This window comes from Roseateles sp. GW823-FHT07B05 (assembly GCF_058794515.1).
This window is the reverse complement of sequence record NZ_JBXAGX010000002.1, coordinates 726,134-743,122: the sequence shown is the minus strand read 5'-3', so window position 1 is coordinate 743,122 and position 16,989 is coordinate 726,134. Positions and strand designations below refer to the sequence as shown.

Sequence of the window (16,989 nt, the reverse complement as noted above, 5' to 3'; positions counted from 1 at the left end):
CGGATCTGACGATGGCTCTGCACTTCCACCCCCTGCGCGTGACCTCCGTCGAGCGCGACACCGACGACGCGATGGTCGTCGGCTTCGAGGCCCCGCCCGAGGGCTTCGGCTTCGAGCCTGGCCAGTACCTGACGCTGCGTGCCAATGTCGGCGGGCAGGAGCTGCGCCGCAGCTACTCCATCTGCTCCGACCGGGCGCTCAAGGTCGGCATCCGCCGCGTCGACGGCGGCGCGTTCTCGACCTGGGTGCACGAGCAGCTGAAGGCGGGCGATGTCCTCGAGTCCTACCCGCCGCAGGGCCGCTTCGTGCTCCCCTCGGCGAGCGAAGGCCGGCACGTGTTGTTCATCGCCGGTGGCTCCGGCATCACGCCCATCCTGGCGCTGCTGACCGCGCTGCTGGAGCGCGAGCCGCGGTCCCGTGCGACGCTGATCTACGCCAACCGCCGCACCGCGTCGACGATGTTCAAGGAAGAACTCGAAGACCTGAAGAACCGCTTCATGACGCGGCTGTCGCTGCACCTCGTCTTCAGCCGGGAGGCCGTCGACGCGCCGCTGTACGCCGGCCGGCTGGATGCCGGCAAGCTCAGCGCCTTCCTGGCCGGCCCGGTGCCGGCGGCCAGCCTGGATGCGGTGTTCGTCTGCGGCCCGTTCGAGATGAACGACCAGGCCGAGGCGGCGCTGCTGGGCCACGGCGTGCCGGCCGAGCGCATCCACATCGAGCGCTTTGGCACGCCCGACACGCTGGCCGGCCGCCCCGCGCCGCACGAGGTCAAGCCCGGCGATGCGCCCGAGGCGCGCGTTACCGTCATCCGCGACGGCCTGTCGCGCGAGATCGGCTTCATGGCCACCGACCCCAGCCTGCTCGACGCCGCCGCGCGCGAAGGCATGGACGTGCCGTTCTCGTGCAAGAGCGGCGTCTGCTCCACCTGCCGCTGCAAGCTCGTCGAAGGCCGGGTGCGCATGGACAAGAACTTCGCGCTGGACAAGGACGAGGTCGCCGCCGGCTTCATCCTCAGCTGCCAGGCCCACCCGCTCACCGAGCGTGTCGTGATCTCGTTTGACGAGCGTTGAGCCCGGATGCCCAGAAAAAGAGCCCCTGGCTTTGAAGCCCAGCGCGAGGACATCCTCGCCGCCGCCGCCCGCCTGTTCGCCGACCAGGGCTTCAGCGCGACGTCGATGAACCAGGTCGCCGAGGCCTGCGGTGTGGCCAAGCCCACGCTGTACCACTACTTCCAGGACAAGCAGGCGCTGCTGGCCCAGATCTGCGACAGCCATGTGCATGCGCTGCTCACGCTGGTGGAGCAGGTGAAGGCCCAGCAGCTGGCGCCCGATGCGCAGCTGCGCGCGCTCATCGAGCGCTTCACCCGTGCCTATGCCGACGCGCAGGCGCAGCACCGTGTGCTGACCAGCGAGATCCGCTTCCTGGCCGAGGCCGAGCGCGAGCGCGTGCTGGGCGTGGAGCGCCGCGTCGTCAACGAGTTCGCCGCGGCGCTGGCGCTGGTGCGGCCTGAACTGCGCGACGCCCGCCTGCACAAGCCGCTGACCATGCTGCTTTTTGGCATGATCAACTGGACCTTCACCTGGCTGCGGCCCGACGGCGACCTGTCGCACGACGCGCTTGCAGCCCTGGTCAGCGACCTGTTCTTTGGCGGCCTGGGCGCGGTCCACGCGCCGCAGCCCGTGCCCACCCCATAACCCCGAGGAGACGACCCATGAAGCAATTCAAGCAACTCGCGCTGGCCCTGGCCGCCACGCTGAGCCTGGCGGCGCAGGCCGACATCAACGTCGGCGTTACGGTGTCGGCCACCGGCCCGGCGGCGTCGCTGGGCATCCCGGAGAAGAACACGGTGGCGCTGATGCCCACCACCATCGGCGGCCAGAAGGTCAACTACATCGTGCTGGACGACGCGTCCGACACCACCACCGCCGTCGCCAACACCCGCAAGCTCATCACCGAGAACAAGGTCGACATCGTCATCGGCTCCACCGTCACGCCCAACTCGCTGGCGATGATCGACGCGGTGTCGGAGTCTGGCACGCCGATGATCTCGATGGCCGCCTCGGCCCGCATCGTCGAGCCGCTGGACGCGAAGAAGAAGTGGGTCTTCAAGACGCCGCAGAACGACATCATGATGGCGCTGGCCATCGTGACGCACATGGTGGACAACGGCATCAAGACGGCCGCCTTCATCGGCTTCGCCGATGCCTACGGCGAGGGCTGGTGGGGCGAGTTCAACAAGATCGCCGCCACCAAGAAGCTCAACATCGTCGCGAGCGAACGCTACAACCGCACGGACACGTCCGTCACCGGCCAGGTGCTCAAGCTCGTGGCTGCGCGGCCCGACGCCATCCTCATCGCCGGCTCGGGCACGCCTGCCGCACTGCCGCAGAAGGCGCTGAAGGAGCGCGGCTACGCCGGCAAGATCTACCAGACCCACGGCGTCGCCAACAACGACTTCCTGCGCGTCGGCGGCAAGGACGTGGAAGGCACGCTGCTGCCGTCCGGCCCCGTGCTGGTGGCCTCGCAGCTGCCGGCCGACCACCCGGTGAAGAAGAGCGCCGAGGCCTACATCGCCAAGTACGAGGCTGCGCATGGCAAGGGCAGCGTGTCCACCTTCGGCGGCCATGCCTGGGACGCCGGCCTGCTGCTGGCCGCTGCGGCGCCCGAGGCGCTGAAGAAGGCGCAGCCCGGCACGCCCGCCTTCCGCGCTGCGCTGCGTGATGCGCTGGAGAACGTGAAGAACCTGGCCGGCGCGCACGGCGTGTTCAACATGTCCGCCGGCGACCACCTGGGCCTGGATCAGCGCGCCCGCGTGATGGTGCAGATCAAGGACGGCGGCTGGGTGCTGCTGAAGTGAGTACGCTGCAGAGCTACATCGCCGGCCGCTGGGTCGGCGAGCGGGCGGCCAAGCCGCTGGCCAGCGCCATCAACGGCCGCGTCGTCGCGCACACGCACGAGGAAGGCCTGGATTTCGCCGAGAGCCTGGCCTACGCGCGCGGCACCGCGTTGCCAGCGCTGCTGCGCACGCACTTCCAGGACCGCGCCCGCGTGCTGAAGGCGCTGGCCGCCTACCTGCTGGAGCGCAAGGAACAGCTGTACGCGATCAGCGCGCACACGGGCTCGACGCGGGCGGACTCGTGGATCGACATCGAGGGCGGCATCGGCACGCTGTTCGCCTACGCGTCCATCGGCGGCAAGGACCTGCCCAGCAGCAACGTGCTGCACGAGGGCCCGGCCATGAGGCTGGGCGCCAACAATCACTTCATCGGCAGCCATGTGCTGGTGCCCAAGCGCGGCGTGGCGCTGCACATCAACGCCTTCAACTTCCCGATGTGGGGGATGCTGGAGAAGTTCGCGCCCAGCTTCCTGGCCGGCATGCCCTGCCTCGTGAAGCCGGCCACGGCGACCAGCTACGTCGCCGAGGCCTGCGTGCGGCTCATCGTCGAGTCCGGCTTGGTGCCGGCCGGCGCGCTGCAGCTCATCATCGGCGGCACGGGTGATCTGTTCGAGCGGCTGGACGAGGCCGACGTCGTCACCTTCACCGGCAGCGCCGACACGGCGCTGATGCTGAAGGCCCACCCGAACCTGCTGAAGAAGAGCATCCCCTTCAACGCCGAGGCCGACAGCCTGAACTGCGCCATCCTCGCGCCCGATGTGACGCCGGACGACCCGGAGTTCGACCTCTTCATCAAGGAGGTCGCGCGCGAGATGACGGCCAAGGCCGGCCAGAAGTGCACGGCCATCCGCCGCACGCTGGTGCCGGCGAACCTCGTCGATGCGGTGGCCTCCGCACTGAAGGCGCGGCTGTCCAAGACGGTGGTGGGGGACCCCGCCGTCGAAGGCGTTCGCATGGGCGCACTCGCCAGCAAGGCCCAGCAAGCCGACGTGGCCGAGCGCGTCGCGCAGCTGGCGAAGCATTGCGAGGTCTTGCTGAGCGAGCGGGATGGCTTTGCGCCCAAGGGCGAGGGTGTGGCCGACGGCGCGTTCTTCGCGCCCACGCTGCTGCTGGCGCGCGACTCGGCGGCCAGCGATGCCCATCACCTCGAAGCCTTCGGCCCGGTGACGACGCTGCTGCCCTACGGCGACTTCGACGAGGCGCTGCACCTGGCCACGCTGGGCCGCGGCAGCCTGGTCGGCACCGTCTGCACGAAGACGCCGGCGCTCGCCGCCCAGGCCGTGCCGACGTTTGCCGCCTGGCACGGCCGCATGCTGGTGCTGGACCGCGAGGCCGCGCTGGAGAACACCGGCCACGGCTCGCCTCTCCCGAAGCTCAAGCACGGCGGCCCGGGCCGCGCCGGCGGCGGCGAGGAACTGGGCGGCCTGCGCGCCGTGAAGCACTACCTGCAACGCTGCGCGGTGCAGGGCTCGCCGACGATGATCTCGGCCATCACCGGCGAGTACCAGCGCGGTGGCGCCGTCACCGAGAGCGAGGTGCACCCGTTCCGCCGCTACTTCGAGGACGTCGAGGTGGGCATGAGCCTGCTGACGCATCGCCGCACGGTGGGCGAGGCCGACATCGTCGCGTTCGGCGGCCTGTCGGGCGACTACTTCTACATGCACTTCGACGAGGTCGCGGCCAAGGCCTCGCCGTTCGGCCAGCGCATCGCGCATGGCTACTTCGTGCTGTCGGCCGCCGCGGGCCTGTTCGTCAGCCCGGCGCCGGGCCCGGTGCTTGCGAACTACGGCCTGGAGAACCTGCGCTTCGTCACGCCGGTCGCCATCGGCGACACCATCCAGGCGCGGCTCACCGCCAAACGCAAGATCGACCGCCCGCCGCGCGACGACCAGCCCGCGCAAGGCGTCATCGGCTGGGACGTGGCCGTGACCAACCAGCGCGGCGAGCTGTGCGCGAGCTACGAGATCCTGACGCTGGTGGCCAAGCGGGTGGCCGGGTGAACGCGACGCAGGCCCGAGCGATCGCCTTGGGCCTGCCCGGTGCGGTCGAGAAGCCGCACCACGACCTCACCTCGTTTCGCCTGCCGGGCGCCAAGGGCCGGATCTTCGCGACGATGACGCCCGACGGCGCCGAGCTGCGCGTCTTCATCAAGGACGATGCGGCGCGCGATGCGTGGATCGCGCGCGAGGCGGGTGTCGTCGAGCCGTTGTTCTGGGGGGGCAGGCGTTGCGGCGTGAAGCTGCTGCTGGCGAAGGCCAGGCCGGGCTGGGTGACGGAGCTGCTCGCGCAATCCTGGCGCGAGAACGGCGGGGCCTGATTCAGCGCGCCGCGGGTGCTTCTGCGGCGGCTTTCAGGTCGGCCCGGCGGGCGCCCGTGAAGCGCTTGGACCAGTAGGAGTCGCGCATGTCCTCCACGCGCACGGCGCTGCCGGTGCGGGGGGCGTGGATGAACTTGCCCTCGCCGACGTAGATGCCCACGTGGCTGAAGGTGGCGCGCATGGTGTTGAAGAACACCAGGTCGCCGGGCTTGAGCTCGTCCTTGCGGATGGGCAGCAGGCTGTTCATCTTGGCCTGCTCGTCGGCGCGGCGCGGCAGCACCAGGCCCACGCTCATCTCGAAGATGTGGCGCGTGAAGCCGCTGCAGTCGAAGCCGTTTTCCACCGAATTGCCGCCCCGCGTGTAGCGCACGCCGAGGAAGTTCATCGCCGACAGCACCAGGTCCGACGCGGTGTCGCGCACGCTGTCCAGCAGCCGCGCGGGCGCGCTGGGCTCGCCGTTGACAGCGATCAGGCCGCGTTCGCTGAGGAAGCGGCTGACCGCGTCACCGGCCGTGGCCGGCTTGGCGGCGGGCGCGGCGGTGGCCTTGTCGGCGGCGGCTTGCTGTTGCTGCTGCAGGCTCTGGCCGTAGGCGCCCGTCATCGTGCCGGGCGGCGGCATCGTCGACGCCTGGGCCACGCCCTGCGCATGCGCGGCGCAACCGAGGGCCAACAGGCCGGCGGCAGCGATGCGGTTCAGCAGGGCAACGGAAACCAGGGACATTCGGAACGAAGTGACTCGGAACACGGGCCGCGAGGGCCGGATAGCAGAGGTGGGACAGCGGCGCGCAGGGTAGGGGGGCGACCTGGCACCGTCAACCGAAGCGGGCGTAAAGCCAGCGATTTTCAGGGCAAACCCCGGCTTGGTCGACGGCGAACTCCGTGAAAACCCTGGATTCTGTCACGCAACACGGGTCAGATTTCCGTCAGTGCCCGCGGCCCACACTGCATGCATGACTGCCACCCCCTACGCCGACTTCCACGCCCGCTCGCTGGCCGAGCGCGATGACTTCTGGGCCGAGCAGGCCCGCCGCATCGACTGGCAGACGCCGCCCCAGCAGGTCTGCGACACCAGCCGGCCGCCGTTCGCGCGCTGGTTCGTCGGCGGCACCACCAACCTGTGCCACAACGCGGTGGACCGGCATGCCGCCACGCGGCCGGGCGATGCGGCGCTGATCTGGGTGTCCACCGAGACAGGGCAGGAGAAGGTCTACGGCTTTGCCGAGCTGCAGGCCGAGGTGGAAGCCATGGCCGCCATGCTGCTGGCGCAGGGCGTGGGGCAGGGCGACCGCGTGCTGATCTACATGCCGATGATCCCGGAGGCCGCGTTCGCGATGCTGGCCTGCGCTCGCATCGGCGCCATCCACTCGGTGGTGTTCGGCGGCTTCGCGTCGGTGAGCCTGGCCAGCCGCATCGAGGACGCGACGCCCAAGCTGGTTATCAGCGCCGATGCCGGCAGCCGGGTTGGCAAGCGCATCGCCTACAAGCCGCTGCTGGACGAGGCCATCACGCTGTCCGCCCACAAGCCTGCCGCCGTGCTGATGGTGGACCGTGGCCTGGTGCCGTTCGAGCGCGTGCCAGGCCGCGACCTGGACTACGCCGAACTCCGCCGCCAGCACGCCGGCGCGCGCGTGCCCTGCGCCTGGCTGGAGGCCAACAGCATCAGCTACACGCTCTACACCAGCGGCACGACGGGCAAGCCGAAGGGCGTGCAGCGAGACGTGGGCGGTTACGCGGTGGCGCTGGCCACCAGCATGGACTGGATCTTCGGCGGCAAGCCGGGCGAGACCTTCTTCTCCACCAGCGACATCGGCTGGGTGGTGGGCCACAGCTACATCGTCTACGGCCCGCTGATTGCCGGCATGGCCACGCTGATGTACGAGGGCACGCCGGTGAACCCCGACGCGGCCGTGCTGTGGCGGCTGGTGGAGCAGTACCGCGTGACGGTCATGTTCAGCGCACCCACCGCGGTGCGCGTGCTCAAGAAACACGACGCCGCGCTGCTGAAGCGCCATGACCTGTCGAGCCTGCGTGCGCTGTTCCTGGCCGGCGAGCCGCTGGACGAGCCGACGGCGCGCTGGATCGCCGACGGCCTGGGTGTGCCCATCATCGACAACTACTGGCAGACCGAGACCGGCTGGCCGCTGCTGACGGTGGCCCACCACATTCCCGGCGTGCAGGCGGTGCCCACGCGCCTGGGGTCACCCGGCGTGCCCATGTACGGCTACGACGTGAGGCTGCTGGACGAGCAGACCGGCGAGGAGCTGACCGCACCCAACCAGAAGGGCGTGCTGGCCATCGCGCACCCGTTGCCGCCTGGCGCGCTGCAGACGGTGTGGGGCGACGACGCGCGCTTCGTCAACACCTACTGGAAGAGCGTGCCAGGCCGCGAGGTGTACTCCACCTTCGACTGGGGCCTGCGCGACGCCGACGGCTACACCTTCATCCTGGGCCGCACGGACGACGTCATCAACGTGGCCGGCCACCGCCTGGGCACGCGCGAGATCGAGGAGTGCATTTCGGCCCATGCCGCCGTGGCCGAGGTGGCCGTCGTGGGCGTGGCGGATGCGCTGAAGGGCCAGGTGGCGCTGGCGTTTGCCGTGCTGCGCGACCCCGGCCTGGCGTCGACGGCGCTGGAAGCCGAGGTGCTGAAGCATGTGGACGCGCAGCTGGGTGCGGTGGCTCGACCGTCACGCGTGCTGTTCGTCGGCGTGCTGCCCAAGACGCGCTCCGGCAAGCTGCTGCGCCGTGCGCTGCAGGCCGTGGCCGAGGGCCGTGACCCCGGCGACCTGACCACGCTGGACGACCCCGGCGCGCTGGCGCAGGTCAAGGCCTTGCTGACGCGTTGACGCGCACCGCGGGGCGGTCGCCGCGCTAGAGTCGACCGCATGTTGACCTACCGGGAAGCCCCGCCCCCGCCCGCCTTGCGCGGCGTGGTGGCGCGCTTCTCGCAGCGCCGTTGCGCGCGGGCCGACCAGCATGTGCCGGCATTCGACCTGCCGGCGCGGCTGGACCGGTTCATCGAGTTCTACCTGGGCGAGCCGGTCCGTGTGGGCGTGGAGGGGGGCGAGCCCCGGGCGGCGCCAGACATCGTGCTCGTCGCGCCGCACACGCGGCCCGGCAAGCGGCTGCAGATGGTGGGCGACATGGACACGTTCACCATCCACCTGGAGCCCACGGCGTTGCACCGGGTGTTCGGGCTGCCGTTGCGCGGCCTGGGTGACCAGGCGCTGCCCGCCCCGGAACTGCTGGGCCGGCCGGTGCTGGCGCTGCGCGACCGACTGGCGCGCACGGGTGATTTCACCGAGCGCGTGGCCTGTGCGGTCGCCTGGCTGGAGGGGCTGCTCGTGCGCGCCCGGCCTGCCGACGCGCTGGATGCCGCGGCCGGCGCCTGGCGCCTGGACGGCGAAGAAGCCGCCGTGGCTGCCTGGGCACGACGCCTGGGTTGCAGCGAGCGGCATCTGCATCGCAGCTTCGTGGATCGCACGGGCCTGTCGCCGGCGCTGCATGGCCGGCTGCTGCGGTTCCAGGGCTTGATGGACGCGCACCTGCGCTCGCCGCGGGCGTCGTTGACAGAGCTGGCCCATGCGGCCGGCTATTTCGACCAATCGCACTGCGTGCGCGACTGCCGGGCTTTCACCGGCCAGCCACCGCGGGCTTTCCTCGCGGCCTGGCCGGACCTGGGCAGGCGCTAGCGTCGGCATGTCCGATCCATCCAATCGCCGCGGGCGGCACCTGCCTAGAGTGGGGCCATGTGCCTTCCGCAGCCCCGCCTTGCCCTGCCGTCACCCCGCCGCCGTTCCTGGCTGCAGCAGGCGCTTGGCGCCGCCAGCCTGCCCCTGATCGGAACCCTGTCCATGCCCACGCCCGCCAGCCCCGCCCTTGAACCCGCCGTCACCGAGCTGCTGCGGGTGATGGAAGACACCTGGAACGCGTCGGACATGGACGCGATGTTTGCCGTCGCCACGCCGGACATCCACTGGGTCAACGTCGTCGGGATGCACTGGCAGGGGCATGCCGACGTCAAGAAGGCGCACGCGGTCTTCTTCGACCAGATGTTCCGTGGCGTGCCCCTGAAGCTGGAGGCGGTTGAGCATGTGAAGCCGCTGCCGGGCGGCCTGCGCCTGCTGGTGGTGCGCTGGCTGCTGGGGGCTTACAAGACGCCGTCGGGCGAGCCGCGCCCGGCCTCGCAGAACCGCATGTCCATCCTGGCCGTGCCTGGCCCGGCAGGCTTGCTGATCAGCCACGTCGCCAACATCGAGGTCAACGCGCACGCGGCGCGCCACAACCCGGTGTGACCGACGGCCGTGCCGGGTAACGGCGGCAGAATCGCGGCCTTCCCACAAGGAGAGGCCATGAAACCCGTGCTGATGACCCTGGCGGCGCTGTTGTGCGTTGCCGCGCAGGCGCAACCCAAGCTGCCCGCCCCCAACTTCCCCACGTTCGCGTCGACCGCCGACGTGAAGTCCCGCTGCGACGCCGGCCTGAAGGGCGCGAAGCAACGCGTGGCAGCTCTTGAGCGGCGCAAGGTGGACACCGGCTGGCTGGCCGCGCTGGACGACCTGACCGTCTACCTGGAAGACCACCAGTACCCGACCGACTTCGTGCTGAACGTCCACCCGGACAAGGCCATCCGCGACGCCGCGCAGGCCTGCTCGCTGCGCTGGGCCGATTTCGGCTCCAGCCTGGGCCAGAACGAGAAGCTCTACCGCGCGCTGCAGAAGGCGCCGAAGCAGGACGGCATCGACGCCGAGTTCGTGCGCTTGGCGTCCGGCCAGTTCGAGGACAGCGGCGTGGCGCTGCCGGGCCCGAAGCGCGCCCGCGCCAAGCAGATCCTGGACAAGCTGACCGAGCTGGACCAGCAGTTCAGCAAGAACATCCGCGACGCCGGCACGCGCGTGGCCTTCACCGAGGCCGAGCTGAAAGGCGTGCCCGCCAGCGTGTGGGAGAAGGCCAAGCGCGACGACCAGGGCCGCATCCTGCTGGGCGTGGACTACCCCAGCTACGTGCCCGTCATGCGCCTGGCCGAGAGCGGCGACGCGCGCCAGCGCATGTGGCTGGCCAAGACCAACGAGGGCGGCCAGGCGAACCTGGCGCTGCTGGCCCAGATCGTCACGCTGCGCGGCGAGTACGCCAAGCTGTTCGGCTTCGACAATTACGTGGACTTCAACCTGCGCCGCCGCATGGCCAAGGACGGCGCGACGGCCACGAAGTTCCTCGACTCGGTGACCGGCGCCGTCAACGCGCGCGAGAAGACCGAGCTGCAGGAGCTGCGCGCCGCCAAGGCCCAGCACCTGGGCACGCCGCTGGAACAGACCCAGGTCGAGCGCTGGGACGCCACGTTCTACAGCGAGCGCGTGAAGCTGCAGAAGTTCAGCGTCGACCAGAACGCCTTCCGCGCCTACTTCCCGCCGCAGGCCAGCCTGGAGTTCTCGATGCGCATCATCGAGAAGCTGATGGGCGTGAAGTACACGCGCATAGCCAACAAGCTGTGGCATGACGAGGCGCAGACCTACGTCGTCAGCGACGCGGCGTCGGGCCAGCCCATCGCGCAGATGTACGTGGACCTGTACCCGCGCGAAGGCAAGTACAACCATGCCGCCGTCTGGCCGCTGCGCGGCAGCGCCACGCGCATCAACCGCACGCCGACGGCCGCGCTGGTCGTCAACTTCGACCGCAGCGGCCTGACGCTGGACGAGGTGGAAACACTGCTGCACGAGCTGGGTCATGCGGTGCACGTGAACCTGTCCAAGACCCGCTACGCCGCCACGGCCGGCACGGCGGTGATGCACGACTTCGTCGAGGCGCCGTCGCAGATGCTGGAGGACTGGGTCTACGACAAGGACGTGCTGAAGCTGATGCTGGAGGTCTGCCCGACCTGCAAGCCCGTGCCCGACGCGATGGTGGCGCAGGCCCAGGCCGCCAAGCAGGACGGCAAGGGCGGCCAGTTCGGCCGCCAGCACCTGTACGCCAGCTACGACCTGACGCTGCACCAGCAAGCCAAGCCCGAGCCGCTGCCGCTGTGGGCCCGCATGGAAGGCGCCACGCCGCTGGGCCATGTGCAGGGCACGATGTTCCCGGCCGGCTTCGCGCACATCGCCGGCGGCTATGGCGCGGGCTACTACGGCTACCTGTGGAGCCTGGTGGTGGCGATGGACCTGCGCACCGCGTTCGCGGCCGACAAGCTCGGCGCCGACGTGGGCCGGCGCTACCGCGACGAGGTGCTGGGCCAGGGCGCGCAGAAGCCGGCGCCGGAGCTGGTGAAGGCCTTCCTGGGCCGCGAGTCGAACTCGCAGGCGTTCTTCGAGTACCTGAAGAAATAAACAAGGGCCGCGCAAGCGGCCCTTTCTTCATGCGCGCGGGGGCGTCAGTGCCCGCAGCTGCTGCTGCCGCAGCCGGCGGCGCCAACCTCGGCCGTGACCGCCTCGCGGCACTCGCCGGTGGCCGGGTCGAAGCCGCGCTGCTCCATCGTGAACACCAGCGCCGCATCCATCATCTCGGCATGCTGCGGGAACCAGCCCGCCAGCTCGGTGCGCAGGATGTTCAGCGGTTCGCGGTCGTTCAGCTCGGTGGCGTAGCGCAGCGCTTCACGCATCACGTTCAGCACCATCGCGTGCTGGCTGCTGTGGCAGTTCTGCGGCTCGAAGCCGCAACGCGCCATCCAGTCCTCCTCCATCGCGAAGTGGGCCTCGGTGTGGGCCAGCAGCGCGTGGTAGGCGGGCAGGGCGTCCTCGCCGGCATCCAGCGCCGCACCGAAGGCGTTCAGGTGCTCGACGAACTCCTGGTGGGTGGTGTCCAGCGTGGGCTGGTTGAGGACGAGGTTGTCGGTCCAGGCGAGGGTGGTCATGCGGGAATGCTAGTCAGGCGTTGTCGTGGCGGCGTTGAGCCAGCTCAAGCGAGGCGAGCGCGGTGGCGGGCCACCTGGGCGCGTACCTGGGCCGGCGCCGTGCCGCCCAGCACGTTGCGGGCGTTCAGCGAGCCTTCCAGCGACAGCACGTCGAACACATCGGCCTCGATGCGGGCGTCGAAGGCCTTCAGCGCGTCCAGCGACAGCGCGGCCAGGTCCACGCCCTGGGCGGTGGCCGTCTTCACGGCGTGCGCGACGACTTCGTGCGCGTCGCGGAACGCCACGCCCTTCTTGACGAGGTAGTCGGCCAGGTCGGTGGCCGTGGCGTGGCCCTTCAGCGCCGCGGCGCGCATCGCCTCGGGCTTGGCGGTCAGGCCGGCCAGCATGTCGGCAAAGATGCGCAGCGTGTCCTTCAAGGTGTCCACCGTGTCGAACAGCGGTTCCTTGTCTTCCTGGTTGTCCTTGTTGTAGGCCAGCGGCTGGCCCTTCATCAGCGTGACCAGGCCAATGAGGTGGCCCACCACGCGGCCGGTCTTGCCGCGCGCCAGCTCGGGCACGTCGGGGTTCTTCTTCTGCGGCATGATGCTTGAGCCGGTGCAGAACGCATCGGGCAGCGCGATGAAGCCGAAGTTCTGGCTCATCCACAGGATCAGCTCCTCGGACAGCCGCGAGATGTGGATCATCACCAGCGACGCGGCGGCTGAGAACTCGATCGCGAAGTCGCGGTCGCTGACCGCATCCAGGCTGTTCTGGCACACGCCTTCCATGCCCAGCGTGCGGGCCACGCGTTCGCGGTCCAGCGGGTAGCTGGTGCCGGCCAGCGCGGCGGCGCCCAGCGGCAGGCGGTTCACGCGGCGGCGGGTGTCGAGCATGCGCTCGGCGTCGCGGGCGAACATCTCCACGTAGGCCAGCAGGTGATGGCCGAAGGCGACCGGCTGGGCCACCTGCAGGTGCGTGAAGCCGGGCAGGATGGTGTCGGCATACTGCTCGGCCTTGTCCACCAGCACGCGCTGCAGCTGCGTCAGCAGGCCGGTGATGTCGTCGATCTCGCCGCGCAGCCACAGCCGCACGTCGGTGGCGACCTGGTCATTGCGGCTGCGGCCGGTGTGCAGCCGCTTGCCGGCAATGCCCACGCGCTCCGTCAGGCGCGCCTCGATGTTGAGGTGCACGTCTTCCAGGTCCAGCTTCCAGTCGAACTGGCCGGCCTCGATCTCGGCGGCGATCTCGCCCAGGCCGCGCTGGATGGCCGCGTGGTCCTCGGCGCTCAGGATGCCCTGGGCCGCCAGCATCTCCGCGTGCGCCAGGCTGCCGGCGATGTCGGCGCGCCACAGGCGTTTGTCGAAGCCCACGCTGGCCGTGTAGCGCTTCACCAGGTCGCTCATGGGTTCAGAAAACAGGGCGGACCAGGCTTGGGACTTGTTGGCGAGTTGGTTGTCAGACATGGGGCGGGGCATCGAAGTTCCGCGCGCACAATCGCGCGCAGCCCGGCATTATCGAACGCGCCCCCACGCCCATGCCTCTGTCCTTCTTCAAGCGCCGGCACGCCGCGGCGAGACACAGCTCCTGGCAGGACTCGCTGCACGTCAGCCAGTGGGTGGGCTTTGCCAACACCGAGCTGCCGCCGCTGGCCTCCGCGCCGCTGCTGGACCCGACCCGCGCCTTCGACGTCTGCCACGTGGGCCTGGTGCTGCGCGCCGTGCTGGGCGTGCAGCTGCTGCTGGCGCTGGGCACGGCGCTGGTGGCGCGCGACGCCGCGCAGTGGCTGCTGCTGGCCGCCAACGGCACCTTCGTCACGATGTTCGCGACGCTGTCCTGGCTGGTCATCGTCTGCGCCGCCAAGCGGCTGTGGCCGCGCCTGCCCGAGCCGGCGCAGTGGGGCGTGCTGATGGCGCTGGGCGCCGTGGCGGCCGTGCTGGGGTTCGCGCTGCTGAGCTTCACCGACACCGAGCCCGCCGGCGCCTGGCGCTGGGGCAGCGTGGCGGCGGCCGGCGGCAGCGGCGCGGCGCTGCTGCTGGCCTGGCTGAAGCTGCGCGAGCACAGCCAGCGCCCGGCGGATGCGCTGGCGCAGCTGGTGGAGCTGCAGTCGCGCATCCGGCCGCACTTCCTGTTCAACACGTTGAACAGCGCCATCGCGCTGGTGCAGATCGACCCGGCCCGCGCCGAGGGCGTGCTGGAGGACCTGGCCGAGCTGTTCCGCGTGGCGCTGGCCGACGCCACCGCCTCCGTCACGCTGGCCGAGGAGGTGGAGCTGGCGCGGCGCTACCTGGACATCGAGCAGATCCGCTTCGGCGAGCGGCTGCGCGTGACCTGGGATGTGGACCCGGCCACCCGCCACGCCCGCCTGCCGCCGCTGCTGCTGCAGCCGCTGGTGGAGAACGCGGTGCGTCACGGCGTGGAGCCCAATGACGACGGCGGCGACCTGGAGGTGACGACGGTGAAGCGCGGCGACGAGGTGGAGATACGCATCGTCAACAGCGTCGGCGCGCCGGCCCGCACCATCGGCCACGGTCTGGCGCTGCGCAACGTGCGCCAGCGGCTCAAGCTCATGCACGATGTTGCAGCTCGTTTCGATGTCGAAGCCACCGAACACCGCTTCGCGCTGCGTATCCTCCTGCCGCTATGACGTCCCTGCGCACCCTCATCGTCGACGACGAACCGCTGGCGCGGCTGCGCCTGCGCGGCCTCGTGGAGGCCATCACCGAACCCCGCTGCGAGGTGGTGGCCGAAGCCGCCACCGGCTCGCAGGCCGCCGCCTGGCTGCGCGACCATGGCTGCGACCTCGTGCTGCTGGACGTGCAGATGCCCGGCATCGACGGCCTGCAGTTCGCCGACACGCTGACCGGGCGCGCCGCCGCCGGGCAGCCGGTGCCGCTCATCGTGTTCGTCACCGCGCACGCGATGCACGCGCTGCGGGCGTTCGAGCTGGAGGCGGTGGACTACCTCACCAAGCCCGTGCGCCGCGAGCGGCTGCAGGCGGCGCTGGCCCGCGTGTACCAGCGCCTGACCGAGCGCGCCGCCGTGCAGGCCCAGCTGCCGCCGGACGCGCCGGTCACCACCGACGCGGACTTCATCACCATCACCGACCGCGGCCGGCTCAAGCGCGTGCCGGTGTCGGAGGTGCTGTACTTCAAGGCCGAGCTCAAGTACGTGACGCTGCGCACCGCCAGCGAAAGCCATGTGATGGACGGCGCGCTGTCCGACCTGGAGCAGCGCCACGGCGACCGCTTCCTGCGCATCCACCGCAACGCGTTGGTGGCGCGCTGGGCTGTGCGCGAGCTGGAGCGCCACGCGCCGACGAACTTCGGCGAGCTGGACGGCGGCGACGGTGGCGAGTCGGCCGACAGCTGGGCCGTGCGCATCGTGCACGTCGACGAATGGCTGGCCGTGTCGCGCCGCCAGGTGGCCGCGGTGCGGGAGGCGCTGGCCGGGCAGGGGCGCTGAGCCGGCATGCGCCGGCATCGGGAGCGCCCACGGTCGTATTCACGCCGGCAGACCGCCGCGGCTTGCCTATGCTGCGGCGCCATGACTGTCCACTTCAACCTGGCCTGACCGAGCATGCGCCGCAGAGTTCTCGCCGGTGTGCTGGCCTTGTGCGTCGCTGCGGGTGCCGGATGGCACGCGCGTCGCTCGTCATCGGCGCCGGCCTCCGTGCCTGCCGATGGCGTTGCCGCGGCGGCGTCCACGGCTGCCGCGGCGGGTGACGCCGTGCCGCCGGCCGCCCGCGCGCCGTCGCCGGGCGCGAGCGTCGCCACCCCGGCCCTGCCGGCCAACGAGCGCACCGGGCTGGCCCGGCGCATGAAGGCCGACTGGTGCGGCTTCGGCGCGGCGGAAGAGGCGCGGCAGACGGAGTCGGTGCATGCCCGCGCGACGGACCAGCGCGGCGGCGTCGACATGCAGGCGCTGGACGAGGTGCGGCAGACGGTGGGCGGCGAGGTGATGGCCGAGGCCATGGCCGACGCGCGGCGCCGCTGGATGCAGGCGCTGGCCCGGCGCGGCGACGAGCGCTCGCTGGCGATGGCCGACTACCTGGGCGGTGATGACGATGACGACGCCGCTTCGGCCGGCGCCGCCCGGGCCCGCCTGCAGGCGCGGGCGCGCCGGTCGACCGACCCGATGGTGACGGCGCTGGCGCTGCAGCGTGCGTGCTCGCCGGGTGCTTGCGCCAATGTCGAGGCGGCGCAGTGGTCGCGGCTGGAGCCGGGGAACCTGGATGCGTGGCTGGCGCTGGTGAACGCAACCGGCACGGGCGCGTCGCCTTCTCACGCGGCCTATGCGCTGGACCGCCTGGCGCAGGAGGCCCGCTACTCGCGCAGCTATCAGCGCGAGATGTATGCGGCGCTGATCGACCTGCCGCAGACGCAGGCGCCCGGGCTGGCGAACGAAGCCGAAGCACGGCTTGCGATGGAGGTGGTGTCTGGCTGGCTGTTGTTCAACATCCGGCCGTTGCTGGACCTGTGCCGCGGCGTCGCGGCAGACGCCGGGACGGTGGCGCGCTGCGAGGCCGCGGCGCGGCTGATGGTGCAGTATGACAGCGGGATTCAGCGGGCGCTGGGGCTGGCGGTGGCGCGGGCCGTCGTCGCCGCGCGGCCGGATCGGCGGCCGCATTGGGAGGCGACTGCCCGGGCCTACGAAGCCTTGCAGGAATGGGCGCGCAGCGAGTCGGAGCGCCTCTCGAATGAGGCGGAGCCCGCGATGAAGGCCGCGGAGACTGCTGGACCGCGCGCGTCGCCCTGCGCGGACACGCCAGTGACACTCCGCATGCTGTACGACGCAGTCATGATCAGCGAATGGGAGCGCCGGCGCGAAGGCATGGACCGGTCCGGGCTCAGCGAAGCCACGCTGGCAGCGCGCTGGCGCCAGCGCGAAGGCCGTAGCGTGCTGGACCCTATGCTGGCAACCCGGCCAGCTTCGGCGCCGGCATCAGGCCGGTGA

The 16,989-nt window shown here is 70.7% G+C and carries 15 protein-coding genes; 12 read left to right on the top strand and 3 right to left on the bottom strand.

What is annotated here, in order from left to right; genetic code table 11:
* Positions 1 to 11: 11 nt before the first annotated feature.
* The 5 genes from paaE to AC1Q7O_RS07525 are packed head-to-tail and all read left to right on the top strand — an operon-like array spanning position 12 to position 5,213.
* Positions 12 to 1,070 carry a 1,2-phenylacetyl-CoA epoxidase subunit PaaE gene (gene paaE, locus AC1Q7O_RS07545; RefSeq protein WP_492659737.1) on the top strand — a complete coding sequence of 353 codons (1,059 nt, stop codon included), beginning with the start codon at positions 12 to 14 and terminating at the stop codon, positions 1,068 to 1,070.
* A 6-nt stretch (positions 1,071 to 1,076) separates the two neighbouring features.
* A complete protein-coding gene (locus tag AC1Q7O_RS07540; protein ID WP_492659738.1) occupies positions 1,077 to 1,694 on the top strand; it encodes a TetR/AcrR family transcriptional regulator in 618 nt (205 codons plus the stop codon).
* 17 nt (positions 1,695 to 1,711) lie between these two features.
* Positions 1,712 to 2,857: an ABC transporter substrate-binding protein gene (locus AC1Q7O_RS07535; protein ID WP_492659739.1), complete on the top strand. Its 1,146-nt coding sequence runs from the start codon at positions 1,712 to 1,714 to the stop codon at positions 2,855 to 2,857.
* Positions 2,854 to 4,896 carry a phenylacetic acid degradation bifunctional protein PaaZ gene (gene paaZ / locus AC1Q7O_RS07530; protein WP_492659740.1) on the top strand — a complete coding sequence of 681 codons (2,043 nt, stop codon included), beginning with the start codon at positions 2,854 to 2,856 and terminating at the stop codon, positions 4,894 to 4,896. Before AC1Q7O_RS07535 ends, paaZ begins: the two co-directional genes overlap by 4 nt.
* On the top strand, positions 4,893 to 5,213 hold the full coding sequence (locus tag AC1Q7O_RS07525) for an MmcQ/YjbR family DNA-binding protein (protein ID WP_492659741.1): 321 nt from the start codon (positions 4,893 to 4,895) through the stop codon (positions 5,211 to 5,213). Before paaZ ends, AC1Q7O_RS07525 begins: the two co-directional genes overlap by 4 nt.
* Position 5,214: 1 nt before the next feature.
* On the opposite strand, the gene AC1Q7O_RS07520 is transcribed toward AC1Q7O_RS07525, so the two are convergent.
* A complete protein-coding gene (locus AC1Q7O_RS07520) occupies positions 5,215 to 5,934 on the bottom strand; it encodes a C40 family peptidase (RefSeq protein ID WP_492659742.1) in 720 nt (239 codons plus the stop codon).
* Between the two features lie 205 nt (positions 5,935 to 6,139).
* Between AC1Q7O_RS07520 and AC1Q7O_RS07515 the strand changes: the two genes are divergently transcribed.
* The 4 genes from AC1Q7O_RS07515 (at position 6,140) to AC1Q7O_RS07500 (ending at position 11,533) form a co-directional block, all read left to right on the top strand.
* Positions 6,140 to 8,059: a propionate--CoA ligase gene (locus AC1Q7O_RS07515; RefSeq protein ID WP_492659743.1), complete on the top strand. Its 1,920-nt coding sequence runs from the start codon at positions 6,140 to 6,142 to the stop codon at positions 8,057 to 8,059.
* A 39-nt stretch (positions 8,060 to 8,098) separates the two neighbouring features.
* The gene (locus AC1Q7O_RS07510) at positions 8,099 to 8,905 is read left to right on the top strand and encodes an AraC family transcriptional regulator (protein ID WP_492659744.1); all 807 of its coding nucleotides are present in this window, start codon (positions 8,099 to 8,101) and stop codon (positions 8,903 to 8,905) included.
* Positions 8,906 to 9,067: 162 nt separating this feature from the next.
* Positions 9,068 to 9,508: an SgcJ/EcaC family oxidoreductase gene (locus AC1Q7O_RS07505; RefSeq protein WP_492659745.1), complete on the top strand. Its 441-nt coding sequence runs from the start codon at positions 9,068 to 9,070 to the stop codon at positions 9,506 to 9,508.
* Between the two features lie 57 nt (positions 9,509 to 9,565).
* Entirely contained in the window at positions 9,566 to 11,533 is a 1,968-nt protein-coding gene (locus tag AC1Q7O_RS07500; RefSeq protein WP_492659746.1) for a M3 family metallopeptidase, read from the top strand.
* A gap of 44 nt (positions 11,534 to 11,577) precedes the next feature.
* Here AC1Q7O_RS07500 and AC1Q7O_RS07495 read toward each other — a convergent pair whose 3' ends face one another.
* Together AC1Q7O_RS07495 and argH are read right to left on the bottom strand one after the other, a co-directional pair.
* The gene (locus AC1Q7O_RS07495) at positions 11,578 to 12,057 is read right to left on the bottom strand and encodes a hemerythrin domain-containing protein (protein WP_492659747.1); all 480 of its coding nucleotides are present in this window, start codon (positions 12,055 to 12,057) and stop codon (positions 11,578 to 11,580) included.
* 44 nt (positions 12,058 to 12,101) lie between these two features.
* Entirely contained in the window at positions 12,102 to 13,499 is a 1,398-nt protein-coding gene (argH, locus tag AC1Q7O_RS07490) for an argininosuccinate lyase (protein WP_394396493.1), read from the bottom strand.
* A 71-nt stretch (positions 13,500 to 13,570) separates the two neighbouring features.
* On the opposite strand from argH, the gene AC1Q7O_RS07485 reads away from it, so the two are divergent.
* The 3 genes from AC1Q7O_RS07485 to AC1Q7O_RS07475 all read left to right on the top strand — a co-directional run bounded on the left by AC1Q7O_RS07485 (position 13,571) and on the right by AC1Q7O_RS07475 (position 16,989).
* Complete coding sequence (locus AC1Q7O_RS07485) at positions 13,571 to 14,680, top strand: sensor histidine kinase (protein WP_492659748.1); 1,110 nt, start codon at positions 13,571 to 13,573, stop codon at positions 14,678 to 14,680.
* Positions 14,677 to 15,498 (top strand): LytR/AlgR family response regulator transcription factor, encoded by an 822-nt coding sequence (locus AC1Q7O_RS07480; RefSeq protein WP_492659749.1) that lies wholly within the window; start codon positions 14,677 to 14,679, stop codon positions 15,496 to 15,498. The genes AC1Q7O_RS07485 and AC1Q7O_RS07480 overlap by 4 nt, the downstream gene beginning before the upstream one ends.
* Positions 15,499 to 15,762: 264 nt before the next feature.
* Positions 15,763 to 16,989 (top strand): hypothetical protein, encoded by a 1,227-nt coding sequence (locus tag AC1Q7O_RS07475; protein WP_492662681.1) that lies wholly within the window; start codon positions 15,763 to 15,765, stop codon positions 16,987 to 16,989.